The sequence below is a fragment of the Polaribacter porphyrae genome (genome assembly GCF_002954685.1).
In the GTDB taxonomy this organism is placed as follows: Bacteria; Bacteroidota; Bacteroidia; order Flavobacteriales; family Flavobacteriaceae; genus Polaribacter; species Polaribacter porphyrae.
The window spans coordinates 884,308-908,821 of sequence record NZ_MSCN01000001.1; the positions used below are offsets into that span (position 1 = coordinate 884,308).

21 protein-coding genes and 1 riboswitch are annotated in these 24,514 nt (G+C 29.2%); of the genes, 5 read left to right on the forward strand and 16 right to left on the reverse strand.

The genetic code is table 11. From position 1 onward, the window contains the following. Positions 1 to 16: 16 nt before the first annotated feature. Together BTO18_RS04060 and BTO18_RS04065 are read right to left on the reverse strand one after the other, a co-directional pair. Positions 17 to 1,075, reverse strand: coding sequence for a YncE family protein (locus BTO18_RS04060; protein WP_105015001.1), 1,059 nt, complete (start codon positions 1,073 to 1,075; stop codon positions 17 to 19). Between the two features lie 3 nt (positions 1,076 to 1,078). Then, complete coding sequence (locus BTO18_RS04065) at positions 1,079 to 2,914, reverse strand: TonB-dependent receptor plug domain-containing protein (RefSeq protein WP_105015002.1); 1,836 nt, start codon at positions 2,912 to 2,914, stop codon at positions 1,079 to 1,081. 31 nt (positions 2,915 to 2,945) lie between these two features. Further along, a riboswitch (cobalamin riboswitch) is annotated at positions 2,946 to 3,207 on the reverse strand. Positions 3,208 to 3,284: 77 nt separating this feature from the next. On the opposite strand from BTO18_RS04065, the gene guaC reads away from it, so the two are divergent. Continuing rightward, the gene (gene guaC / locus BTO18_RS04070) at positions 3,285 to 4,322 is read left to right on the forward strand and encodes a GMP reductase (protein WP_105015003.1); all 1,038 of its coding nucleotides are present in this window, start codon (positions 3,285 to 3,287) and stop codon (positions 4,320 to 4,322) included. Continuing rightward, on the forward strand, positions 4,319 to 5,449 hold the full coding sequence (locus BTO18_RS04075; RefSeq protein WP_105015004.1) for an ABC transporter substrate-binding protein: 1,131 nt from the start codon (positions 4,319 to 4,321) through the stop codon (positions 5,447 to 5,449). Before guaC ends, BTO18_RS04075 begins: the two co-directional genes overlap by 4 nt. 149 nt (positions 5,450 to 5,598) lie before the next feature. On the opposite strand, the gene BTO18_RS18160 is transcribed toward BTO18_RS04075, so the two are convergent. The 6 genes from BTO18_RS18160 to BTO18_RS04105 all read right to left on the reverse strand — a co-directional run bounded on the left by BTO18_RS18160 (position 5,599) and on the right by BTO18_RS04105 (position 12,757). Beyond that, positions 5,599 to 5,700 carry a helix-turn-helix transcriptional regulator gene (locus BTO18_RS18160; RefSeq protein WP_226788998.1) on the reverse strand — a complete coding sequence of 34 codons (102 nt, stop codon included), beginning with the start codon at positions 5,698 to 5,700 and terminating at the stop codon, positions 5,599 to 5,601. Between the two features lie 38 nt (positions 5,701 to 5,738). After that, on the reverse strand, positions 5,739 to 6,914 hold the full coding sequence (locus tag BTO18_RS04085) for a 7TM-DISM domain-containing protein (protein WP_146106878.1): 1,176 nt from the start codon (positions 6,912 to 6,914) through the stop codon (positions 5,739 to 5,741). Beyond that, complete coding sequence (locus BTO18_RS04090; RefSeq protein ID WP_105015007.1) at positions 6,904 to 7,236, reverse strand: DUF2834 domain-containing protein; 333 nt, start codon at positions 7,234 to 7,236, stop codon at positions 6,904 to 6,906. The genes BTO18_RS04085 and BTO18_RS04090 overlap by 11 nt, the downstream gene beginning before the upstream one ends. Positions 7,237 to 7,245: 9 nt before the next feature. Continuing rightward, positions 7,246 to 9,978: a DNA gyrase/topoisomerase IV subunit A gene (locus tag BTO18_RS04095; protein WP_105015008.1), complete on the reverse strand. Its 2,733-nt coding sequence runs from the start codon at positions 9,976 to 9,978 to the stop codon at positions 7,246 to 7,248. Positions 9,979 to 10,262: 284 nt separating this feature from the next. After that, positions 10,263 to 10,637, reverse strand: coding sequence for an ORF6N domain-containing protein (locus tag BTO18_RS04100; RefSeq protein ID WP_105015009.1), 375 nt, complete (start codon positions 10,635 to 10,637; stop codon positions 10,263 to 10,265). 266 nt (positions 10,638 to 10,903) lie between these two features. After that, positions 10,904 to 12,757 carry a DNA topoisomerase IV subunit B gene (locus BTO18_RS04105; protein WP_105015010.1) on the reverse strand — a complete coding sequence of 618 codons (1,854 nt, stop codon included), beginning with the start codon at positions 12,755 to 12,757 and terminating at the stop codon, positions 10,904 to 10,906. Positions 12,758 to 13,046: 289 nt separating this feature from the next. On the opposite strand from BTO18_RS04105, the gene lysA reads away from it, so the two are divergent. The 3 genes from lysA to BTO18_RS04120 all read left to right on the forward strand — a co-directional run bounded on the left by lysA (position 13,047) and on the right by BTO18_RS04120 (position 15,860). Continuing rightward, entirely contained in the window at positions 13,047 to 14,282 is a 1,236-nt protein-coding gene (gene lysA / locus BTO18_RS04110) for a diaminopimelate decarboxylase (RefSeq protein ID WP_105015011.1), read from the forward strand. Positions 14,283 to 14,358: 76 nt separating this feature from the next. Beyond that, entirely contained in the window at positions 14,359 to 14,871 is a 513-nt protein-coding gene (locus tag BTO18_RS04115; protein ID WP_105015012.1) for a GNAT family N-acetyltransferase, read from the forward strand. 275 nt (positions 14,872 to 15,146) lie between these two features. Then, positions 15,147 to 15,860, forward strand: coding sequence for a YebC/PmpR family DNA-binding transcriptional regulator (locus tag BTO18_RS04120; RefSeq protein WP_105015013.1), 714 nt, complete (start codon positions 15,147 to 15,149; stop codon positions 15,858 to 15,860). Between the two features lie 2 nt (positions 15,861 to 15,862). On the opposite strand, the gene BTO18_RS04125 is transcribed toward BTO18_RS04120, so the two are convergent. From BTO18_RS04125 to BTO18_RS04160, 8 genes are all read right to left on the reverse strand, one after another. After that, positions 15,863 to 16,894, reverse strand: a complete 1,032-nt coding sequence (locus tag BTO18_RS04125; RefSeq protein ID WP_105015014.1) for an AI-2E family transporter — start codon at positions 16,892 to 16,894, stop codon at positions 15,863 to 15,865. A 68-nt stretch (positions 16,895 to 16,962) separates the two neighbouring features. Further along, positions 16,963 to 17,532, reverse strand: a complete 570-nt coding sequence (locus BTO18_RS04130; RefSeq protein WP_105015015.1) for a hypothetical protein — start codon at positions 17,530 to 17,532, stop codon at positions 16,963 to 16,965. 99 nt (positions 17,533 to 17,631) lie between these two features. Next, positions 17,632 to 18,504, reverse strand: a complete 873-nt coding sequence (locus BTO18_RS04135) for a LytR/AlgR family response regulator transcription factor (RefSeq protein WP_105015016.1) — start codon at positions 18,502 to 18,504, stop codon at positions 17,632 to 17,634. Positions 18,505 to 18,510: 6 nt separating this feature from the next. After that, positions 18,511 to 18,879: a cupin domain-containing protein gene (locus BTO18_RS04140; protein WP_105015017.1), complete on the reverse strand. Its 369-nt coding sequence runs from the start codon at positions 18,877 to 18,879 to the stop codon at positions 18,511 to 18,513. Positions 18,880 to 18,992: 113 nt separating this feature from the next. Beyond that, complete coding sequence (locus tag BTO18_RS04145) at positions 18,993 to 19,553, reverse strand: hypothetical protein (protein WP_105015018.1); 561 nt, start codon at positions 19,551 to 19,553, stop codon at positions 18,993 to 18,995. 46 nt (positions 19,554 to 19,599) lie between these two features. Then, entirely contained in the window at positions 19,600 to 21,159 is a 1,560-nt protein-coding gene (locus BTO18_RS04150; protein WP_105015019.1) for a helicase HerA-like domain-containing protein, read from the reverse strand. A 324-nt stretch (positions 21,160 to 21,483) separates the two neighbouring features. Further along, entirely contained in the window at positions 21,484 to 23,517 is a 2,034-nt protein-coding gene (locus BTO18_RS04155) for an ATP-binding protein (protein WP_105015020.1), read from the reverse strand. A gap of 240 nt (positions 23,518 to 23,757) precedes the next feature. Then, the gene (locus BTO18_RS04160) at positions 23,758 to 24,513 is read right to left on the reverse strand and encodes a LytR/AlgR family response regulator transcription factor (protein ID WP_105015021.1); all 756 of its coding nucleotides are present in this window, start codon (positions 24,511 to 24,513) and stop codon (positions 23,758 to 23,760) included. Position 24,514: the final 1 nt, after the last annotated feature.

Consider the following 24,514-nt stretch of genomic DNA (forward strand, 5'->3'; position numbering starts at 1 on the left):
AATTAGTAGATACTAATTAGTTAAAATATATTTTTCTAGGAATTAAACCAACTGTAAATTCTTTTAATTCAGCATTTGTATTTGCATCAAATATCGTTAAAGTTCCTTCACTTTGAAAATCTTTAACATCTGTCACATATATTTTATTATCATTTACAGATAATCCACCTACTGTAGTTGTTATAATTGCTGTTGATGGAATTGTAGATGCATTTTCTGACATTTTAAAAACTCCTGTAGCAGTTGATATAAATAGATTTCCATCAGATAAAACCAGGTTATTTGGATGAAAACCGCTTGCAAATGGCATCGTTGATGCTATATCATTAGTAGCTGTATTAATTTTCACTAAACTTCCTAATTCTTCTGTTGGATTCCATTGTGTTTGTGCTTTTCCTTCACAAGAAACTAACAAATTTCCACTAGAATCTAGAACCATTTCATCTGGAATAGAACCTACTGAAATATTTTTTATAACAGAATTATCAGAAGCATTAATGGCTGTAACAGAAGAACCTGAACCAAAACCTCCTTTATGAGATACATATATTGTATTACCATTTGCAATAATTTGTTCTGGACCTTCTATAACAGAAATTTTAGCTTCAACTATATTCGAAGTTAAATTAATAACTGCTATATAATCATCAGTAGCATCAAAACCAGAACCCCAATTAGTAACAAATGCTTTATTATTGGCAAAAGCAATATATCTTGGATTATTCAAATCGCTAGTAATTTCTGTGCTTTTTTTCATAGTATACCTATCAGCAATAATTACTTTATTAGCAACATTAACCACTAGATAAGCATCATCATCATTAAAACCAATTGACTGTAAAACAGTACCTATACTCTCTCCATTTACTTTATCATACACTTTTGTTTCGGTGGTAGAAAAATCATCAGATATGTAATTAATAGTTCCTGTTCCTCCAGAAAAAGCTCCTTCGTTAGTTACTAAAATTCCATTATCATAATCTCCTTTTGGCAAAATTGGGTCTTCTGAAGAACTACAGGAAGCTAATAATGTTATTGAAAAAATACTTGCAATTACTCTTTTTTTAATATTCATTTTTTAAAAATTTATGTTTGTTGTGATTAGAAAATTTATGCCAGGCATGGGCCTGTTTAATGTATTTTGATAGTTTGTATTAAAAATATTATTGATTCTAAAACCAAAGTTTTGCTGATTTTTTAGAAAAAAAGTTTTGTAATTAAAACCTAGATTTGTAACAAAAAATGAAGGTATTTCATCAATTAAAAAAGTGGTACTATCGTTGTATAAAGTTTCACTATAAAGTTCTATTTTATTATATTGAAAATTAATTAACATATTACCAGTATTTCTTGGCACAGCAATTAATTGTTGATTAGTTTCTAAATTTACTGCATCAACATGTGTGTAATTAAGAATAACATCTAATAATGAATTGTTAATTATTGCACTGAATTTGGTATTGAATTCTATACCTATATTTCTTGTTTTATTTACATTTTGAGGACTCCAAACACCTAAATTATTTGGAATCCATTGAATTAAATCTTCAGATTTTATGTAAAATGTATTGAGTTGAAGGCGTATGTTTTTGAAAGAGAGTATGTTTCCAATTTCAAACTGATAAGAACTTTCTGGTTTTAAATTAATATTTCCACCTGGATTCCAATAGAGATCATTAAAAGTTGGTACTCTATAGTTTTTTGAAGTATTAAATGATAATGTGTAATTTTTGTTAAATTCATTTTCAATTCCTAAAGAATATAATAATGGACTATTAAATTCTTGTTGCAGTTCCTGTCTTACTTGCACACCATAACTTAAACGCTTTGTTAATTGATGATTTAAGGAAACTACTCCTGTAAAAATCGTTCTACTATTATCCTCAAAACTAGTACCTGAAGCATTAATATTTTCAACTCCGAGAATAGTATTGAATTTTATTTTTCTTGATATTGAATTATTATAATCTACTTGCATAATATTTCTTCTTGTTCTTCCTGAAGAAAAATTATTTCTATTGGTATTATCATCAAAAAAAGTAAACTCATCAAACAAAAATGCAACTCTAGATGTCAATATTTCTTTTGAATTTATTTTATGATTCCATTCTAATAAATTTTTAGAATTAAAATCTTTATACGCATCATTAGAAGGGGCATTTAGTGTTCTTGATAAGTTTCTATCTGCAAAAAATGTACTAGAAAAGAATTTTAAATTATTGTTATTATTGATTTTAAAACCATAATTCATATCAAAATTAACATTGTAAAAACTACCATTCTCATTGTATAAATTAGCATCTAAATAATCAAAATTATTATCAGAATTGTTAAAACCTAAACTAATATTTAATGAACTTTTAGTATTTGATTTCTTAAATTGATAGCTTAAATGACTAGTATTAAAACTTCCATAATTGGCTAAAAGCTGATTAGATTCTTCTTCGATAAAATCAATTTTATTATTTAAATGAATTGTTCCACCAATTGCTCCACTGCCAAAAAGCACACTTCCTCCTCCACTTCTTACCTTTATATTATCATAAGAATTTGCAGAGATTCCATTGAAGTCTACTTGACCATTTAATTGTGAATTGATATTTATGCCATTCCAAATTACAGCTGTTTGTGATGCGTTTGTTCCCCTAAAAGAAGGTGAAGAAACCATTCCTAATCCATTCTCTCTGAAATAGATAAATGAATTAAACTTTAAGATTTCTGTAAGCGATTTAATATTTCTAACCGCTAAACTATCTGCAATTGAGTTCACATAATATCCTTTTGAAAAATCTTTTACTTTAGTTATTGACAGAGAAAACTCATCTAATTTAATAGACATAGAATCTTTCTGTGCATTACTGTAAAGCACAAAAAACATACATAATCCTGTAAAGAGGAATCTTTTTTTTATCATAATTTATAAAATCTTTATCCCGAAGATTTATTTAAAATTAAGATTTATGGCAGGTCTCCTGGCTTGTTTACTATTATTCTACCTTCCCAACTTTTAAAAGTCAGTGGTTTTAAGAATAAATAATAGTCTCTTTTTAAGAGATAGAGAACGTCATCATTATTGCAGATTTCTCAACTGCGTTCGAAATGACATTACTATAAACATTTCAGTTGCGGGTACAGCTTTGGAATTTCACCAAATTCCCTTTTAATTCTGTAAATTTATTTACAGAAACCAAAAATCACTACAAAAGTAGTTTAATTATTATGAACAATCTAACAAAAGCGTATTCAAAAATACTATCTTTAAACTTTTAAAATTTACCATTTTTATGAGAATAGAAAACGACCTAAAACTAGGTTTTAAAGATGTAATGTTTAGACCAAAAAGATCAACATTGAAATCTCGTTCTGAAGTAACACTAGAAAGAGAATTTAATTTTTTGCATAGTACTGTTTCTTGGAAAGGTGTACCAATTATGGCTGCAAATATGGATACTGTTGGAACCTTTGAAATGGCAAAAGCACTAGCAACACACAATTTATTTACAGCTATTCATAAACATTATAGTTTTGATGAATGGAAACACTTTGTACAAAATTCATCAGAAAAAACATTAAAAAACATTGCAGTTAGTACAGGTACAGGGCAAGAAGACTCTGAAAAAGTAAAACAAATACTAACTGAATTTCCACAATTAAATTTCATTTGTGTTGATGTTGCCAATGGCTACTCTCAACATTTTGTAGATTTTGTAAAAAAGATGCGAAATCAACATCCTAATAAAATAATTATTGCTGGTAATGTTGTTACTGGAGAAATGGTAGAAGAATTATTATTATCTGGTGCAGATGTGATTAAAGTTGGTATTGGTCCTGGTTCTGTATGCACTACTCGTGTAAAAACTGGAGTTGGCTATCCACAACTTTCTGCAATTATTGAGTGTGCAGACGCTGCTCATGGTTTGGGTGGACAAATTATTTCTGATGGTGGTTGTAAAATTCCTGGGGATGTTGCCAAAGCTTTTGGTGCTAATGCAGATTTTGTAATGCTTGGTGGTATGCTAGCTGGGCATTTAGAAAGTGGTGGAGATTTAATTGAGAAAAATGGAAAAAAATTAAAGCGATTTTATGGAATGAGTTCTGAAACTGCTATGAATAAACATGCAGGAGGCGTTGCAAATTACAGAGCTTCTGAAGGCAAAACTGTGGAAGTTCCTTTTAGAGGAGCTGTTGATGACACTATTACTGATATTTTAGGAGGAATACGCTCTACTTGTACGTATGTTGGTGCTAGAAGATTAAAAGAATTGACAAAAAGAACAACATTTATTAGAGTTCAAGAACAAGAAAATCAGGTATATTCATGATTAAAAAGTTATTGGTTTTTAGTTTTTGGTTCTTGATTTTGAGTTCTTGTAAAAAAGAAACTGTAAAAATTGATACGTCAATCCAAACTAAAAGTATTATAAAATATGCGAAAGGTTTTGACATTGTTGACAACAATGGAATTAAAAAGTTAATCATAAAATCTGCTTATCAAAATTCTGACAATGTATTTGAATATCACATAGAAAAAAAAACAAATAAATTAGTTGATTATAAAAATGTAACTATTAAAGTTCCAATAGAAAAAATAGTAGTAACATCAACCACACACATACCAATGGTTGAGCTACTTAATAATGAAAACTCAATTATCGGTTTTCCATACTCAAAATATGTATCATCAGAAAAAACTAGAAATTTAATTGATACTGGAAAAATCAGAGAAATTGGAAAAGAAAGTTCATTAAACACTGAAGTCTTATTAGATTTACAACCAGAATTGGTTGTTGGTTATAGTGTTTCTTCTGCAGACAAAAGTTTAACAACTGTTCAAAAAGCTGGAATAAACGTAGTTTATAATGGAGATTGGCTAGAAGAAACCCCTTTAGGCAGAGCTGAATGGATTAAGTTTTTTGGTGTTTTATTTGATAAAGAACAAAAAGCTGATAGCATTTTTAAAGTTATTGAAGCCAATTATCTTCAAGCAAAAAATATTGCACTGAAATCATCAAAAAGACCTACAATTTTATCTGGTGCAATAATGAGTAAAGACATTTGGAATTTGCCTGCTGGAGAAAGTTTTGTTGCCCAATTTTTAAAGGATGCTAATTTGAATTATTTATGGAAAAACACATTAGGAAAAGGAAGCTTGTCTTTAAGTTTTGAGAGTGTTTTCGATAAGGCTCAAAATGCTGATTTTTGGATTGCCCCAGGTTATTTTTCATCAAAAGAACAATTGTTAAGTAGTAATACTTTGTATTCAAAGTTTAAAGCGTTTAAGCAAAATCAAATTTACACTCCCTCTACCAAAAAAGGAAAAACTGGTGGAATTATTTATTATGAACTTGCACCTACAAGACCAGATTTAGTTTTAAAAGACATTATTAAAATTACAAATCCTGATTTGTTACCAAATTACAAATTGACTTTCTTTGAAAAAATGCAATAAAAAAACCCTCAATATAATATTGAAGGTTTATATGAAAAGAATTGGGGAATAAAAAATTCGATATACAAATTTACTCAATATTAGATTGTAATTTGACTTTTTTGAGGGTAGTTTTCGGGTAGTTTCTTACTAAAAAACATCATTTTAATCTATTTGAAGTCAAAATTCACTGCTTCTTTTCTGCTAGAAATATGAAGTTTTTCATAGATATTCTTAACATGGAATTTTACTGTATTAATTGAAATATTCAACTCTGAAGATATTAACTTATTCGATTTTCCTATAATAATTAAATCAAAAATTTCTTTTCTCTATGACTTAAGTCGTCTAAATTAGAGCCTAAATTTTCTTCTTTTGATGATAAGCTTAACTCACTTATCTTTTTTGAATAATTTACAATCTCATTATGCATAAAGTCATTTTCTTTTTTTAGAACATTCATTCTATATAAAACTGCAAAAGAAAGTATTATCATTTCTAAAAAGGCACCAATTTTTATGTTTATAGCATCAATATTAATAATAGAAATACCAAGAAATTTTAGTATATAATAATCGATACCAGAAAACAATATTATTGGATAAGCAAATACCATAATTTTAATATAAAAATCTTTATTAAACATTAGCAATGCACAAATCCAGTAGATTAATAATAATGAAAAGACTAATATTCCTAAAATTAGCAAATAATAAAAATTATTAAAAATTAGGTAGAGAATTCCAAAAAGTATGGCAATACTACCTATTGTGTAGCTAATTTTTTTAAGTTTAGTATAGTAATTATCTAGTAACAGATAAGTATAAATAAATTTTGAAGCAAAGAAAGCTAAAAAAAGGTAATTTAAAACCATTATAAATTCATTCAACCAACCAGAAATAGTATAAAAGTTTAACATTCCATCCATGGTAAAAACTCCAAATGTTGTTGTACTTAAAAACAATGCATAATACAGAAATGCATCATCTCTAAATAAAATGTAATAGCACAAATTATAGACAATGATTAAAAAAGCAAAACCATAATAAAAACCATTTAATAAAAGATGATTACTTTCCTTTAAACTTGATTGAGTTATATTATTTAGTTCAAAAGGAATATAAGAATGTAATTCGGGATTTATTTTTATATAAACGTCTTCTTTTCTAGAAAATTGATAACTTAAAAAACGTTGGTTTTTAAGTTTTTTTAATTTTATTGAGTTCTGATAAGCTTCAGCTTCATTGATTCTTTCATAAACAAATCTAAAAACATAATCTTCGTTTGTTTTATGTGCTGGAATTTTAAACCAATAAACATCATCTGAATACTTCTCTAAAATTTGTTTTTTTAACGGTTTAAATTTTTTGTCTTTAATACTCTCAATATTTATGTTGCCTATAATATCTTTATAAACAAGAACATCTGTTTGTGAAAAAACAGATAATTTTAATAAAAATAATAGGATGAAAAATTTAAATTTCATTTCTTTTTTCAAGAGTGATTTCACGCATATACAAAAACAATGGAAATGTAAATGCAATAGCGATTAAAAATGTTAGCGGAATTAGCACCCACCAAAACTTAATTTTTAAACGTAAAGATTCTGGAATTAAAAATGCAAAAAAAGTTAGACAAACTACAGTTAAATCTGCTCCAAAAGATTTACCTGCAAAATTTTGCTGTGCATCTTGAAAGAAACCTATCAAATTTGCATTTTCTACGGTTTGGAAATATTGAATGTTATAATACCAAGTATAACAGATTCCTAGAACTGATAATGCTACATAAAGATGTTTTAATTTCATAAGTTTATTTTAAAATAATTTCTGTTGATTTTCATCATCAGTTATATTTTTCTTTTTCTGAATGGCTTTCTTTAAGAGTGCTTGCTTCTTGTCCTCTTTATCTATTACTGAATTTGTTTCAGCATCTTTAGGCTCTACAACAGGAACTTCTAAAGGTAAAGTCTCTTCAATAACATCTTCATCTACAACCTCTACATCTTCTACTTTTTCTTCCTCTGGCTCTTCATAAGGCAAAGATTCTAATAAATTGACTTGTCTAATTTTTTCAGTTGTCAATTGATTTCCTAATGCTTTTATACCTTTAACAGCAATAAATTCTTCCAAATTTACCTCCTCGTTTTCTAAACTTCGTTTGGAATACACAACTTCTGCAATGGGTCTATAATCTGTGGCAATAATTTCCAATTTACTTTTCGGATGATCAGAAATAAACTCTTCTTCTTTATCTACACTTTCAATCAGAAAACGTTTGATATAGTAGCGTTCTTTTTCGCCATCAAAATATATGGCAGAAATCGGTTTATTAGGAATCCATTTTTCTAACACAATCATATCATCATCAAAATGCATGGTTAAATCTGGACTTACAGCTTTTATTTTTCCAGATTGTGTTGCTATCAATAATTTATCTTCTGCTTTAAATTCGCCCAACAACTCCCCTCTTTCATCAACATTTAAACGTTGTACAGCATCATCAAACCAAATTTTACGGGGTTTTAAAGTAGAAACTCCTGCAGATTTAAATTCGATACTTTTAATAGCATATTTGGTAATGGTGTTACCACGAACTCCTCTACCTTTCACTCCTAAATCTGCAAAATCAATATCCCATTTTAGCTTTTTAATACTGCCAACTGCTCTTAAGTTTATGGTAACTACTTCTGCTTCTCCATTAGGATTTGCAGAAAAATATAATACTTTAGAACCTTTACTTCCATTGGTTAAATCGTATTCTTTGTCACGAGTTACAGAGGTTACATTAAAACGTTTCATATAACTTGGACCACGTGTTCCATCTCTATACATAAAATTATAAACCGTTCTTTTGTCTTTCTTTTTAAAAACAGCTACGTGAATAATATCTTTACCCACAAAGGTTTTAGCATCTATTTTAGTAACCATCATTTTACCATCTTTTCTAAAGGTAATGATGTTATCAATATCAGAACAATCGCAAACAAATTCGTCTCTTTTTAAAGAGGTACCAATAAAGCCTTCTGCTCTATTTACATACAATTTGGCATTTTTCATAGCTACTTTTGATGCTACTATATCATCAAAAATTCTAATTTCTGTTTTACGCTCTTTCCCTTTTCCATAGGTATCTTTTAAACGTTTAAAATAGTCAATCGCAAACTCAATTAAATTGGCTAAATTATTTTTTACAACAGCAATTTTATCTTCTAAACTTTCAATAAATTGTTTGGCCTTATCAATATCAAATTTTGATATTTTCTTAATTCGAATTTCTGTTAATCTGATAATATCATCTCTAGTAACCGCTCTTTTTAAATGTTTGATGTGTGGCTGCAAACCTTTATCAATAGCTTCTATTACACCTTCCCAAGTTTCTTCTTCCTCAATATCTCTATAGATTCTATTTTCTATAAAAATACGTTCCAAAGAAGAAAAATGCCATTGTTCTTCCAGTTCGTTTAATTGAATTTCAAGCTCCTTTTTAAGCAACTGAACTGTTAAATCTGTGGAGTGCTTCAACATTTGAGAAACTCCGATAAATTTAGGCTTATTATCTTCAATAGTACAGCACAAAGGAGAAATAGAAGTTTCACAATTTGTGAATGCATACAAAGCATCAATAGTTTTATCAGGAGACACATTTGGTGGCAAATGCACTAAAATTTCTACTTCAGCAGCTGTATTATCTTCAATCTTTTTTATTTTTATTTTCCCCTTATCATTTGCTTTTAAAATACTATCAATTAAAGATTGAGTTGTGGTTGCAAACGGAATTTCATTGATTACGAGTGTCTTTTTATCAAGCTGATTAATTTTAGCACGTACTCTAACTTTTCCTCCACGTTTTCCATCATTATAATTGGTAAAATCTGCAATTCCACCTGTTAAAAAATCGGGGACTATTTTAAAACTACGTCCTTTTAAGTATTTAATTGAAGCATCAATCAGTTCGTTAAAATTGTGAGGTAATATCTTTGTAGATAAACCCACTGCAATTCCTTCTGCACCTTGTGCTAGTAATAATGGAAATTTTACAGGTAAATCTATGGGCTCTTTTCTACGACCATCATAAGACAATTTCCATTCTGTAGTTTTAGGGTTAAAAACAACATCCAAAGCAAATTTTGACAAACGCGCTTCAATATATCTAGAAGCTGCAGCTCTATCTCCTGTTAAGATATTCCCCCAGTTTCCTTGCATATCAATCAGCAATTCTTTTTGCCCCATTTGCACCATTGCATCTGCAATAGATGCATCTCCATGAGGATGATATTGCATGGTATGCCCAACAATATTGGCTACTTTGTTGTAACGTCCATCATCCAAATCTTTCATAGAATGCATAATTCTACGTTGAACTGGCTTAAAACCATCTTCTAAAGATGGCACTGCTCTTTCTAAAATTACATACGAAGCATAATCTAAAAACCATTCTTTGTACATTCCTGTAACTTTGGTAATGGTTTCTTCTTGTGGCGAATCTAACTCTTGATTTTCATTAGTTAATTCCTCTTCGTGTTCGTTTTCGTTTATTTCTTCACTCATAAAAAACGTTCAATCGTTTAATTGTGTTTTGTTTATTTTGGGCGTTCCCTAAAAAGGTCGGGCTTTACATTATATCTTTTTATTTTGTTCTCGATACAAATTTGCTCATTCTTCACAAATTAACTCGAACTGACAATAAAAAGGATGCCATTTCAATCCCTAACGCACGCCTACTTGCCAACTATTTACTTTAATTCTTATCTTTTTTGTAACCAATTTTTGTTCGTTCTTTTTTTGTCATTGCGAAGAAAGTTTTTCACTTTCTGTGGCAATCTCTTAATCATTTAACAAATTGCTTCGTTCCTCGCAATGACATTTCTAATTTTTTTATTTACAGCTATAGCTCTATCACTATTTAAAACACTAGATAACATTGCAACACCTTGTTCTGTAAAAACCATAGGTACATATCTGCTACCTCCCCAACTTGAGGTCGCAATTTGCGACCTCAAGTTTTGAGTTTCATTTTTAGTTAATTCAAACATAAAATCGTCTGGAAAACGATTCAAATTTCTACGAACAGCTTCCTTTAATCTCTTTGTTTCTACTTGATATAATTCTGCCAAATCTCTATCCAACATTACCTTTTGATTGCGAATCAAGTAGATTTTGTTTGATATAATTTCATCAGGATTTATTAAATTATCTTCTTTTTTCATTTTTTATAATCTTGAGGTCGCAAACTGTGACCTCAAGTCGATTTTTTCACTTTTTCTAAATTGGAGGTCACAAATTGTGACCTCCAATTTTTTATCTTTCAGACCTCAAAGGTTTTGAAAACCTGTGAGGTCTCTTTAAAAATCTTGAGGTGCTAATTTTACACCTCAAGTTAATTTTAAGTTGGAAGAGCCAATTTGGCACCTCCATTTCCATACCAAAATAACTAATCCAAGTCCTTTCCTTTGGAAAGGATTTAGGATAGGCCTTACTCCTCCACATAATCCAACTCAACCTTCAAATTTTCAATGATAAACTTCTGTCTATCAGGTGTGTTTTTACCCATATAAAATTGTAACATCTGTTCTATAGACATTTCTTTATCTAACATTACAGGATCTAATCTGATATCATCACCTATAAAATGAACAAACTCGTTTGGAGAAATTTCTCCCAATCCTTTAAATCTCGTAATCTCTGGTTTTCCTCTTAACTTTTCTATAGCGTCTCTTTTTTCTTCTTCAGAATAGCAATAAAAAGTTTGTTTTTTATCACGAACTCTAAATAATGGTGTTTCTAAAATATACAAGTGTCCTTCTTTTATCAATTCAGGAAAAAACTGTAAAAAGAAAGTGATTAACAACAAACGAATATGCATTCCATCCACATCTGCATCAGTTGCTATTACAATATTATTATAACGTAAATCTTCTAAACCATCTTCTATATTTAAAGCAGCTTGTAAGAGATTAAACTCTTCATTTTCATACACAATCTTCTTACTCAATCCATACGAGTTTAAAGGTTTCCCCTTTAAACTAAAAACAGCTTGTGTATTTACATTTCTAGATTTTGTTATAGATCCAGAAGCAGAATCTCCCTCTGTTATAAACAAAGTCGTTTCTAAATAATTTTCCTTTTTAATATCTCCTAAATGAATTCTACAATCACGTAATTTTTTGTTGTGTAAACTTGCCTTTTTAGCTCTATCTCTTGCCAGTTTTCGAATTCCAGAAAGTTCTTTACGTTCTTTTTCGGCTTGTAATATTTTCTTTTGAAGTTTGTCTGCAACTTCTGTAATTCTGTGTAAATAATTATCGAGTTTTGTTTTTACAAAATCATTGATATACGTTCTAACTGTTGGTAAATCTCCTCCCATTTCTGTAGAACCTAGTTTGGTTTTTGTCTGACTTTCAAAAACAGGTTCCATCACTTTTATAGCAACTGCTGCAATAACAGATTTACGAACATCAGAAGCCTCAAAACTTTTTCCATAAAATTCTCTTATCGTTTTTACAATGGCTTCTCTAAATGCTGCTTGATGTGTACCTCCTTGTGTGGTATGTTGTCCATTTACAAATGAATAATATTCCTCTGAATACTGGGTTTTACTATGTGTAATAGCCACTTCAATGTCATCTCCTTTTAAATGAATTATTGGATACAACATATCATCCACATTGTTATTATCTTCCAACAAATCTTTCAATCCGTTTTCAGAAAAGTACTTTTCTCCATTAAAAATAATCGTCAATCCAGGATTTAGATATACATAATTTTTGAGCATTTTTGCTACGTACTCATTCCTAAATTTAAACTTCTTAAAAATAGTTTCATCAGGAATAAAAGAAACTTTAGTTCCTTTTCTACGTGAAGTTTCTTCTAAAAATTCTTCCTTTTCTAAATTACCTTGGCTAAATTCTGCTGATGCAGATTTACCTTCTCTTGTAGATTCTACTCTAAAATAAGTTGATAAAGCATTTACAGCTTTAGTACCAACTCCATTTAAACCTACTGATTTTTTGAAGGCTTTTGAGTCGTATTTTCCACCAGTGTTCATTTTAGAAACCACATCAACCACTTTTCCTAAAGGAATTCCACGTCCATAATCACGCACTGTAACCCTACTTCCTTGAATAGAGATTTCAATAGTTTTTCCAGAACCCATTACAAACTCGTCAATGGAATTATCTAAAACTTCCTTTACCAATATGTATATTCCATCATCTGCAGAAGAACCATCCCCTAATTTTCCAATATACATTCCTGGACGCATTCTTATATGCTCTTTCCAGTCTAATGATCTAATATTATCTTCTGTATATTTTGTTTCTTTACTCATCTAAACGCTTGCTATTATTAGGTTTGAAGTACTTGCAATATAACATTATCATCACATAAAATAAACCCTCATTTTAATTAGTTATTAACAGGATTTCAACGATTTTTTTTAAACTTAAAAAGAAGCACTGCAAGTTTTTTTTAACCTTATAGAACTTAATTATAAATCCAGAAGATACTGAAACAAGTTCAGCATTTACAACAATAAAAAACAATATGTTATATTTTTAAACAAATGATATAAAATTACACATTTTAATTACTTTTGAAGTGTCAAAATTCAAATCATCGTGGAAAATACACAACTTTTAGAGTTAGCAAATAAATACGGAAGTCCTTTGTATGTTTATGATACAGATAAAATAGCTTCACAATACAATAGATTAACAGACGCTTTTAGTGATGTAAAAAATTTAAAATTAAATTATGCTGTAAAAGCGTTATCAAACATCAATATTTTAAAATTTTTCAAAAATTTAGGAGCTGGATTAGATACAGTTTCTCATCAAGAAGTGCAACTGGGATTGACAACTGGAATTGATCCAAAGAAAATAATTTTTACTCCAAATGGGGTTTCTCTTCAAGAAATTGAAGAAGTGGCAAAATTAGGTGTTCAAATTAATATTGATAACTTATCAATTTTAGAACAATTTGGACAAAAATATCCAGACATTCCTGTATGTATTAGAATAAATCCACATATTATGGCTGGAGGAAACTCTAAAATCTCTGTGGGCCATATTGATTCTAAATTTGGGATTTCCATTCATCAAGTTCCTCACATAAAACGTGTGGTTGAAAATACGGGTATGAATATCAATGGAATTCATATGCACACAGGTTCAGATATTTTAGATATCGATACTTTTTTACGTGCCACAGAAATTCTTTTTGATGTTGCTAAACAATTTGATAATATCGATTTTATAGACTTTGGTAGCGGATTTAAAGTACCTTACAAAGAAGGAGATATCTCTACAGACATAGAGCAATTAGGATTGCAGTTGTCTGAAAGATTCAATCAATTTTGCGAAGAATATGGCAAAGACTTAACCTTAATGTTTGAGCCTGGTAAATTTTTAGTTTCTGAAGCTGGTGTTTTTTTAGCCAAAGTAAATGTTGTAAAGCAAACCACTTCTACTGTTTTTGCACATGTAGATTCTGGCTTTAACCATTTGGTTAGACCTATGATGTACAATTCTTACCATAACATAACCAATATTTCTAATCCAAAAGGTAGAGACAGATATTATTCTGTTGTTGGTTATATTTGCGAAACAGATACTTTTGGTTCAAATAGAAGAATTTCAGAAATTTCTGAAGAAGATGTATTGTGTTTTCATAATGCAGGAGCATATTGTTTTTCAATGGCTTCTAATTATAATTCTCGTTATTTACCTGCAGAAGTAATGTTGGTTAATGGACAAGATTATTTAATTAGAAAAAGACAAACCATTCAAGATATTTTACACAATCAAGAAGAGGTAGAATTGCCTAAAAATCTAAGTGAAGAAGTAACTGTATAAATAATAGCTTTAAATTATAGCCACAAAATCACGAATTTTTATATTTGTGTTTTTGTGGCTTTTTAATTTATATAAAATGAAAATTAGACTTTCTACTTCAAATGATGTTCCCAGAATTATGGAGATTATTGATGATGCAAAAGCGTTATTAAAATCTCTAAATATAGATCAATGGCAAAATGGATATCCTAATGAAGCTCAAATTGAAAATGATATTGCAAATGAAGAAAGCTATGTTGTTATAAATGCTGATGAACAAATTATGGCAACCACAATGTTTACTACTAGACCAGAACCCACTTATAAAAAGGTAATTGATGGCAATTGGAAAACAGATGAAAATTTGCCTTATGGTGTAATTCACAGGTTGGCAATGAGTAAAGATTTCAGAGGACAAGGCATTGCAAAATTCATTTTTGACTATTTTCATCAAAAATTAAAAAAACAAAATATTAAAAGTTTAAAGATTGATACGCATCAAGAAAATTTAGGCATGCAATCTTTAATCAAAAAAATAGGGTATCAATATTGTGGCATTATTTATACCAATTATGGTGCAAAACGACTGGCTTTTGAAAAAGTGATTTAATAAATTAGAAAACCTATGAATTTAAAACAAACATCTAGATATAATATTCTTTAGAAAATAATTTCACTAGAAGTTGTAAAAGTAAACTAATTCGTAGATAGTATTGGTTAAATTTATTTGAAGTGATTCCACTCAAACTTTGATTTGATTTTTTTCTGATTATAATAATAAAGTAATATTTTTTAACTTATGTTATTACTTTATCATTTAAATAAATAATTGTAAAAGACCATTCTGTTTTTTACATTTGTTAGCATTAAAAAAAATCAACAGAAATGGGTAGAGCATTTGAGTTCAGGAAAGCACGAAAAATGAAACGTTGGTCAGCTATGGCAAAAACTTTTACTAGAATTGGTAAAGATATTGTAATGGCTGTAAAAGAAGGTGGTCCAAACCCTGAATCTAATTCTCGTTTAAGAGCAGTTATGCAGAATGCTAAAGCTGCTAATATGCCTAAAGATAATGTAGCAAGAGCTATAAAAAAGGCAACTGATAAAGATACAGCCAATTATAAAGAAGTACTTTTTGAAGGTTATGCACCTCATGGAGTTGCCATTCTTTTAGAAACTGCAACTGACAATAATAACAGAACTGTTGCCAATGTTAGAGCTGCTTTTAATAAATGTGATGGAAATTTAAGCACTTCTGGTTCTGTAGCTTTTATGTTTGATCATACATGTAACTTTACTTTAAATAAGGAGAATATTTCTGATTTAGAAGAACTAGAATTAGAAGTAATTGACTTTGAAGTAGAGGAAGTTTTTGACGATGAAGAAGGAGTGATAATTTATGCACCTTTTGAGCAATTTGGTTCTTTGCAATCTTATTTTGAGGAAAATAATATAGAAATTTTATCTTCTGGGTTTGAGAGAATACCTACAACAACTGTAAAGTTAAATGATGATCAAAAAGCTGATGTAGAAAAATTATTAGAAAAACTAGAAGAAGATGACGATGTAAATTCTGTATATCATTCTATGGAAGAATAATATTACATCACATTTTTATCTTCAATTTTAGCTCCAAATTCTCTTTTATAAATTTTTACAACAACTAAAAAGAGGCTAATTAGTAATGGCCCAAAAATTAAACCTATAAATCCAAAAAGAGGTACACCCACAATTACACCTATTAAAGTGATTAAAGGATGGACATCATCTATTTTTTTGAGAATAAATAACCTAATGATATTATCTGTTGAACCCACTATTATAAGTCCGTATAAAAAAATTCCCCAAGCAGCAAAAGTATTACCACTAGAAAAAGTTAAAATAAAAACTGGAAGAATACCAATTAAAGTTCCTACAAAAGGTATCATAGAACCTACAGTAACTATAGTAAACCAAAAGAATGGGTTTTCGATTCCAAAAATAAAGAATCCTATTAAAGCTATTAGCCCTTGAGCAATTGCTACTAAAGGAATACCAATTGCGTTAGAACGAACCATAGCTTGTACTTCATCTCCAATAATTTTTAAATTCTTTTGGCTAATAGGGATATATTCATAAAGTGAATTTCTCAACTCTCTTCTATTAGTAAGCATATAATAGAGCAAAAAATACATTAAACTAATAGCAATAAAAATATTAAAAGTACTGCCCGCAAAATTTTCCAAGTTTTCTGAAATCCAAGAAGACACTTCTGAAGTATTAATTCGAGTACTAAGATCAAAGTTGAACTTCTCTTCGAACTTATCAATTTGTATTTTTGCTAATTTGGCAATTTGTTCAGAGTTTTCTACAGCTTCTCCAACTTTATTACCTAGCATAAATACAATTCCAGAAACAGGTAGAAGAATCCCAATAAAAGAAAGTATCATTAAAAAAACAGCAGCTATATCTGGATTCCAGTTTTTTGTTACTAAAAAAACCATCCATTTTCTTAATAAAACATAAATAGTAATTGCTCCAAGAATTCCTGTTAAATAAGGAATTAGCTCTCCAAAAATTAGAAATCCGAAAAGTAAAATAAGTAACAAAACAAAAACTTGTCTTATTATTTTGGGTGAAATTACATTACTCATTAATTATTTTTGATGCAATTTACCCAACATAGCCAGTTTTTACAAATGATATCAGGTTTTTTATTAACTCATATACTATTAGTACACTCAATTTTCCAAAAAGGAAAAGCTACTTTTTCAGATTTATCAACCCACTCTCCTATCCATTTGTAACCTTTGTTAGAAATATCATAAAAAGTTAATCTAGAAAAACCATCTGTTCCATTTGGTGCTTTTTGATCCTTGTATAAGATAATTTTACCATCCTTTTTATTTCCATGCCAAGTAGATAGTGTTTTAGAAATGGTAGCTGACGAATAGTAATGAACATTCCATTGTAGGCTATCTTTATCATATTGACGAATGCTTCCTGAATGTTTGCCATCTGCTTTTAGTGTTTCATCTTGTACAGCAGTTCCATTCATAATATATTTCCAACGCCAAAGCATTTTTATGGGTTTTGACCAAGAACCATCTGGTTTTCTTGATGTTGATGTACAATTACATTCGCCAATTAAATTTTTATAATCTTGTAGCTGTTTAGGAGCTTTAGGATTGTATTTACCAAAAGGGTTTTCTTTTGAGGGTTCAAAATTGTACTGTGAATAACTAGAAAAAATTGTAAAAAGAAATACAGAAATAATAATAGAAGTTTTCATGTGTTGAGTATTTTCAACAAATAAACTAAAAATTTGATTTCAAAATTTAAGATTGCAGTAAACGGAATATTTTATGCAGTAAGTTTAGTTAACAAAACGTTATTGCTTGTCCATATAGCTTTTAACAACTCTAATATTACTTTTCGAAACTAGTATCTCTTCATTATTGGAAAGCAATAGGTAAGGTTTAGCAACTAATTTTAATTCTTTTGCCATTTTCATATTCACAATAGATTTTCTATGTACTCTTAAAAAGTCATCACTTAACTTTAGCTCCAAAGATTTTAGAGAAGCTCTCATAGAATAAGAGGGGTTTTCTTTTGTATGCACATTTGCACAATAATCGTCTGCTTCTATCCAAATAATTGTATCAACAGGAATAATCTTTATTTTGTTTCCTACTTTTATACTTAATACCTTGGCTTTGTTTGCATTCGTTAAACTCAATTTGTTATAAAGCTCTTGATTTATTCTTTTTATATCTGCTAAATCTTGCACTTCGATTTCTAACAATTCTTTTTGAAAATTTAAAAACAAAATGATGGTAACAGCAATATAACCTAATGTACAAATTGGAACTTTTTGAAAAGTGAAGAATAGAAAATATTCTGAATAAAATTTATGAAAAGAGAATGAATCAGAATTAGATAACATAGAAATACTAGCAATTAATAAGATATTTACAAACACCGATAAAAAAATAATTGCACAATATTTTATTATTCTTGTATTTTCTGTTTCTTTATGAACATCTTTGTAAATAAAAAAAAGTAATGGAATTCCTGAAAAAGACCACATAATCCATCTATAAAATTGATTTTTGAATAACTCAAAAAAAGTTACAGAATCATTTAAGTTGAATCTTTTGATATAAAATAATTGCTGAAATGTTTCAAAAACCATTGCTATGATTAACACAACAGATATAAGTAGTAATTTTTTTCTGTTGAAGAGTTTATATAGCAATTTCATAGAAGGTTAATTTTCTTCTCTATTCACCAAATCTATAGAAAAAGCGGGTAAACAAATGGCTATATAATCACAAGCTTCTTCAAAAGGATTTGAATATTGTACTCTAGTATTTTTTTCAATTTTGATTGATTGTCCAGCCTCTAGTATTATAGTTTCATCTTCTATAATGAATTGTTTTTTTCCTCTAATAATGTAAGTATATTCATCAAATTCTGGGGTTTGAAAAGGCTCTTTCCATTTTGGTGGAGCAACCATGTGTGCAATACTTACTTGATTATTTTTATCAGTTGCATTACCAAAATGCTCTTCAATTAATTTACCATCTGTGGTTGGTACTACAAATGGTGATTTTTGAATAGTGTATTTTTTTTTCATAAAGTTAGGTTTTGCACAAGCGATTGAAATGGCATCCTTTTTTGAGGTACGAAAAAAAGATATAATGTAAAACGCGGTTTTATACTTTTAATAAAAAAAGTGTAAAATTTGCCCTAATTAAACCATATCACAAAAGATTTCATCCTTGCCAAATCTGGTATCTGTTCTAAAGATACTTTTTGAGCACTAAAATTTCTTAATCCTAATTCTTCTTTATCTATGGCTATTGTTGCATTTAACTCATCTACAAAAAGTGTAACAGATTTTAAAGTTGATTCTGGTCTTAAATTATTAGTTGCGTTAATTTCTGAAAATGTAGAAAGAATATTAATACCTGTTTCTGTTTTAAAACGTGCATCATGAATTTCTATACTTTTTATAGTTGATGTTGAGTCTAGCTGCTCTTTTGGCACTATTGTTAACAGATGCTTCCCTCCTTTTTCGTAAATTAAATGTTCATCATCATCTTGAAAATAATTATCTCCCAAAGCACCTTCGCTTAAGTTAGAAACTATGGAATCGTTTTCAAAAATGGTATGTAGATCTTTTATGGTAGTTTTTGTAGTTATTAGACCTACTTTTCCTTTTTGAATTTTAAATTTATTATTATCACTACAAGATATTACAGATACTAATAAAATAAATAGTATTGGTAGATTTATTTTTTTGGTCATTCTTTTGTTGATTTATAACTATACTAACGTAGCTTTTTTTGTTTTGTTATTTAATTACCTTTTTTAATATACCAAATACAGCTCTAATAAATGTTGCACTTGTTAATACTTTTACTAATGGGTCTTGCCTAGTGCTTCTTCTAGAAGATGATCTGCTTTGTTTCGCTTTTTGTTTAGCTCTTTCTTTGGCTAATCTTTCCTTTTCTTTTTGTTTTTCTGCATCTTCTATCGCTTTTTGTTCGGCTTTGTTTATGGCATCTATTTTTTTGTTTAGTAATTCGTAAGCACTATCTCTGTCTAATTGTTCATTGTATTTATAATACAATCTAGAATTATTAATAACTTGTTTTAATTCTTTATCTGTAAGCACATCCATTCTACTCATTGGTGCACGTAACATGGTTCTTGCTAAAGGTGTTGGAATCCCTTTTTCGTTTAAAACGGATACAAATGCTTCTCCAATTCCTAATTGTGTTAATACATCTTTAGTATCATAATATTCGGAATCTGGATAGTTTTCTGCTGCTAATTTAATCGCTTTTCTGTCTTTTGCAGTAAATGCTCTTAAAGCATGCTGAATTTTTAAACCCAATTGTGCTAAAATATCTTCTGGCACATCTTTGGGGTTTTGTGTAACAAAATACAAGCCAATACCTTTAGAACGAATTAATTTTACAATACTCTCAATCTGATTTAGCAATGCTTTAGAAGCTTCTTCAAAAACCAAATGTGCTTCATCTATAAAAATGATGAGTTCTGGTCTACCTGAATCTCCTTGCTCTGGAAAGGTTTCATAAACCTCTGCCAATAGCTGCAACATAAAGGTTGAAAATAGTTTGGGTTTATCTTGAATGTCAGTTAAACGCAACACAGAAATAATACCTCTGCCATTTTCATCTATTCTTGTTAAATCTTCAACATCGAAAGATTTTTCTCCGAAAAACAAATCTCCTCCTTGTTGTTCTATCTCTACAATTTTACGCAAGATAGTTCCTGTACTTGCTGTTGAGATACGTCCATATTCAGCAGAAATTTCTGCTTTGCCCTCATTAGTAACAAACTGCAATACTTTTTTAAAGTCTTTAATATCTAATAATGGAAGTTTATTATCATCACAATATTTAAAAATAATCGCTACAATACCAGCTTGAGTTTCAGACAAATCTAAAATTCTTGATAATAGCACTGGGCCAAATTCAGAAATAGTTGCTCTTAAACGAGTACCATCTTGCTCTGATAATGTTAATACCTCAATAGGAAACTTTTTAGCCTCAAAAGGAAAACCAATTTTTTGATGACGTTCATCTATTTTTGGATGCCCAGGACTTGGCTGTGCTAACCCAGATAAATCTCCTTTAATATCCATCAACAAAACAGGCACTCCTTTTTCTGATAGGTTTTCTGCCAATACTTGTAATGTTTTGGTTTTACCTGTACCTGTTGCACCAGCAATTAGACCATGCCTATTTAAGGTTTTTAAAGGTACTTTTACCAAAGCATTTGTAATGGTTTCTTCACCTAACATTGCTGCACCTAGGGCTAAAAAATCGCCTTTGGTTTTGTAACCATCATTTATATAATTAAAGAATTCTTGTTGTTGACTCATTTAAGATAAAATTTAAAGAAAATCTGAAACAAGTTCAGATTAAAAATCATAAAAATAAGTAAAGTTTGAGAAGTGAGGAATTATTTACAGTTTTTTGTTAGTCTGCTTTTGGGTGATTTCGTTAACGTGTTTGTATATGGCTCGTAGCGTGTAAATAAGCTGTTTCCATTCGGTTGAGCACAAGCCAGATTTTTAAATTTTACTATTTATCTTTTTTGTTAGAAATCGTCAAATTTAAAAATTTGGCGACTTCCCAGATATACCTTAACTCTGAATAAGTAACCAACTAGATATGAGCTATATACGATGTTGTAAGCAGGCGTTTCACACAGCTACTTTCGTTAACCTCGAACTTATTTTTCCGAAATCAATATCCTCAAAATCGCGTTCAGCCTTTTCTTGAACATCAATATCTTTAGTCTTTAAAATTGCAGACATATAATTTAGTTTTCTCTTAACGTTTTCTATTAATTCGCTCCATTTCATAATCCAAACCTCGATTTTATTGTCTTCACTTCTAAAATACAGATATGGATTATCTTCACTTTTTTTATTAACAGCAATTAAAAACTCTGCATCTTTATTAATCTCTGAACAAACCAATAAAATTTTGAAATTGACCTTATCGCTTACAGAACTTAATTGACCAATTTGGCGAGCATATTTCATTGCTTGTTCGATTTCTTTTGGACTAATTTTAACTTTCGGTGCTTTTAATTCCACAACCAAAACTTCTCGTTTTTTGTAGTCAAGAATTCTTTCTTGATACATAAATAAATCAGTAATCGACTTTATTGGCTTTGAAATTTCTGTATTGACATTATCTTTGGTTTTAGTCGGTTTGAATTTCATACAATCTTCTCTTAATTGATTAAGATTGTTTTTTAAACTTTTATCCGAAAGCAATTTTGTAGTATTATTAAATTCCTCGCCGAAGACCCAAAGCATTTTTTCTAAAAATTTATGTAATTCTTTTCGTTCCTTTACATTTTTCGAGATTTCACTATAAACGAGTTTATCTAAAAATTCGATGTCCTCGATTTTTGACGCAACTTTATCCGAAAATTCTATAATGCTTTCCAAATCTGTTTTCTCAAGCAAATCTGAAAATTTGGTCGTCATTTTTTTATTTAATTTAATTATACTGCCTAAAATCTTATCTAATTCGCCATTTGAAATAGTACGGTCAATAAGTGGATAAATAATTTCTCTTAATTTATTTTCTTCATTTAATAAGTGATATTTGTCCTCTACTAAATAGGCGAGTTTATCAAATAATATAATTTTTGATTTTGAACTTGCTTTTTCTCTATATGGATAAAAGTCATCATTCTTTAATTTTTCTTGAAAATTATCAAATTCAGCGTTCCGAGCTTTAAAGAAATTATTTAGTTCATCTTTTATTAATGACCTATACTTCTTCCAATCATCGTCAAGGTCATCTAAATCAATATTTCTATAAAGGTCAGCCGATATTGTTGGTGAAGTAACATAAATAAACCAGCCTCCAATTTTAGGGCTTAACCAGCTTGCATCAAATTCAAAACCTTTGGAAATTGTCTGTAAACCAGCATTTGTAGTAGTTAAAAAAACTTTTATTTTCTCAAATTTTTTAATCTGCATAAAATTGAGATTAACCTTATGGTCTGCGCCTTTTGTATCAGTCAAAGTAGAAATCACTTTTATTGGTTTATCAACAACGAAATCACTTGGATTGATTTTTTCGCCATTAATGTGAAAGTTAATTTCTTCATTAAAAATTTTTAATGGATAACGCTCGAAGATTGCATCAGCGATATTTTCTTCGAGAAATTTATCTATAATTTTCTTCTTTGGCTCATTTTCTGTAACATTACTATCATATAAGTTAGAGATATTAACCTTATAATATGGCTTGTGATTTTTGCCACTCAAAATTTCTTCTTTGGTTGGTATTTCTACCTCCGAAACATTTATGTTTTTACCAAAGCTGTCAAACGATAGTGGAATTTCAATTTTTGAGAAATTCTTTTCGGTTGATGAATAAGCCACAGTTTCAATATCCACCTTTTGTCCGATTTGAAAAGACGCAAATCGACCAATACCTTTACCACCACCTTTGTTGGCAGTTCCTATATCCAATAATTTTTTATCTATATTTTCTACGTGAACACCTACACCATCATCTTTAATTGAGATTTTCTTTATAATTAGTGGGTGAACTTCACTTTCATCTGTGTAATCAATTTCTATCCAAATATTCTTACATTTAGCTTGAATTGAATTGTTTATAAGCTCGCAAAAAGCAGTAAACGTACTGATGTAACTGGCGAACAATTCATTTACAAGTCTTGAGTTGGTTGTGAGCTTTCTTTTCATTCAATAAAAGTACAGAATTTTAAATTTGTTACGGATTTTTTTTTGCTTGCTTACAACTTTAGACGAATATGACGTCGTTTTAATGACTTATATTCGGCGTTAACGAAGTTCGGAGATTTTTCATTACAAAACAAACTAAATTGGAAAACTAATTACATTAGTCAACCATTTTTTTTAATTTTCTAACTCTTTCTTTGTTTGTAATAATCTCTTTTGCTTGAATTTAACTTTATAACTATCCTAATCTATCCAATTTTTAAAATCTTTAACACGTTCTCTACTGACAATAATTTCTTGTTCTTTGTAGAAATTCAGTATTAATTTTAAACGAGAATTTGTATAGGCAATAATATCTTTTATTGCATTAATATGCACTACAAAAGTTCTGTTTACTCTAAAAAATTGTTCAGGGTTTAGTTGCTCTTGCCAATATTCTAAAGAATTATCTAATAAGTATCTTCTGTTATCTGTAGTATGAATGTATGTGGATTTATTTTCACTGTAAAAACACTCAACCTCATCAATAGGAATGATTTTTATATGCTGCCCAACTTTTATAGACAATCTTTTTTTGAATTTACGATCTACAGGGTTGATTAATAGTTTTCTAATATCATCTAAATTTACTTGAACATCAGATTGTGTAGGTTGTTTTTGCTTAAATTGATTAACAGCAGCCTCAAGTTCATCACTATCTAATGGTTTTAGTAGATAATCTATACTATTTAGTTTAAATGCTTTTAAAGCATATTCATCATAAGCAGTAGTAAAAATAATGGCAGATTTGACTTCTATTTCTTCAAAAATCTCAAAAGACAACCCATCAGACAATTGAATGTCTAAAAAAATTAAGTCTGGATGTTCATTATTTTGAAGCCAATTCAACGATTCTTCTACAGAATGCAACATTTGCTGAACATCTATATTTAATTCTGCTAACATTCTGTTTAGCCTTCTTGCAGCTGGTTTTTCATCTTCAATAATTAGTACATTCATA

Excerpts from the sequence above, each read along its gene's own strand:
- BTO18_RS04060 (WP_105015001.1), bottom strand. The coding sequence starts at position 1,075 with ATGAATATTAAAAAAAGAGTAATTGCAAGTATTTTTTCAATAACATTA.
- BTO18_RS04120 (WP_105015013.1), top strand. The coding sequence starts at position 15,147 with ATGGGTAGAGCATTTGAGTTCAGGAAAGCACGAAAAATGAAACGTTGG.
- guaC (WP_105015003.1), top strand. The coding sequence starts at position 3,285 with ATGAGAATAGAAAACGACCTAAAACTAGGTTTTAAAGATGTAATGTTT.
- BTO18_RS04125 (WP_105015014.1), bottom strand. The coding sequence starts at position 16,894 with ATGAGTAATGTAATTTCACCCAAAATAATAAGACAAGTTTTTGTTTTG.
- BTO18_RS04105 (WP_105015010.1), bottom strand. The coding sequence starts at position 12,757 with ATGAGTAAAGAAACAAAATATACAGAAGATAATATTAGATCATTAGAC.
- BTO18_RS04095 (WP_105015008.1), bottom strand. The coding sequence starts at position 9,978 with ATGAGTGAAGAAATAAACGAAAACGAACACGAAGAGGAATTAACTAAT.
- BTO18_RS04150 (WP_105015019.1), bottom strand. The coding sequence starts at position 21,159 with ATGAGTCAACAACAAGAATTCTTTAATTATATAAATGATGGTTACAAA.
- BTO18_RS04115 (WP_105015012.1), top strand. The coding sequence starts at position 14,359 with ATGAAAATTAGACTTTCTACTTCAAATGATGTTCCCAGAATTATGGAG.
- BTO18_RS04090 (WP_105015007.1), bottom strand. The coding sequence starts at position 7,236 with ATGAAATTAAAACATCTTTATGTAGCATTATCAGTTCTAGGAATCTGT.
- BTO18_RS04135 (WP_105015016.1), bottom strand. The coding sequence starts at position 18,504 with ATGAAATTGCTATATAAACTCTTCAACAGAAAAAAATTACTACTTATA.
- BTO18_RS04130 (WP_105015015.1), bottom strand. The coding sequence starts at position 17,532 with ATGAAAACTTCTATTATTATTTCTGTATTTCTTTTTACAATTTTTTCT.
- BTO18_RS04160 (WP_105015021.1), bottom strand. The coding sequence starts at position 24,513 with ATGAATGTACTAATTATTGAAGATGAAAAACCAGCTGCAAGAAGGCTA.
- BTO18_RS04065 (WP_105015002.1), bottom strand. The coding sequence starts at position 2,914 with ATGATAAAAAAAAGATTCCTCTTTACAGGATTATGTATGTTTTTTGTG.
- BTO18_RS04145 (WP_105015018.1), bottom strand. The coding sequence starts at position 19,553 with ATGACCAAAAAAATAAATCTACCAATACTATTTATTTTATTAGTATCT.
- BTO18_RS04100 (WP_105015009.1), bottom strand. The coding sequence starts at position 10,637 with ATGAAAAAAGAAGATAATTTAATAAATCCTGATGAAATTATATCAAAC.
- BTO18_RS04155 (WP_105015020.1), bottom strand. The coding sequence starts at position 23,517 with ATGAAAAGAAAGCTCACAACCAACTCAAGACTTGTAAATGAATTGTTC.
- BTO18_RS04085 (WP_146106878.1), bottom strand. The coding sequence starts at position 6,914 with ATGAAATTTAAATTTTTCATCCTATTATTTTTATTAAAATTATCTGTT.
- BTO18_RS04140 (WP_105015017.1), bottom strand. The coding sequence starts at position 18,879 with ATGAAAAAAAAATACACTATTCAAAAATCACCATTTGTAGTACCAACC.
- BTO18_RS04075 (WP_105015004.1), top strand. The coding sequence starts at position 4,319 with ATGATTAAAAAGTTATTGGTTTTTAGTTTTTGGTTCTTGATTTTGAGT.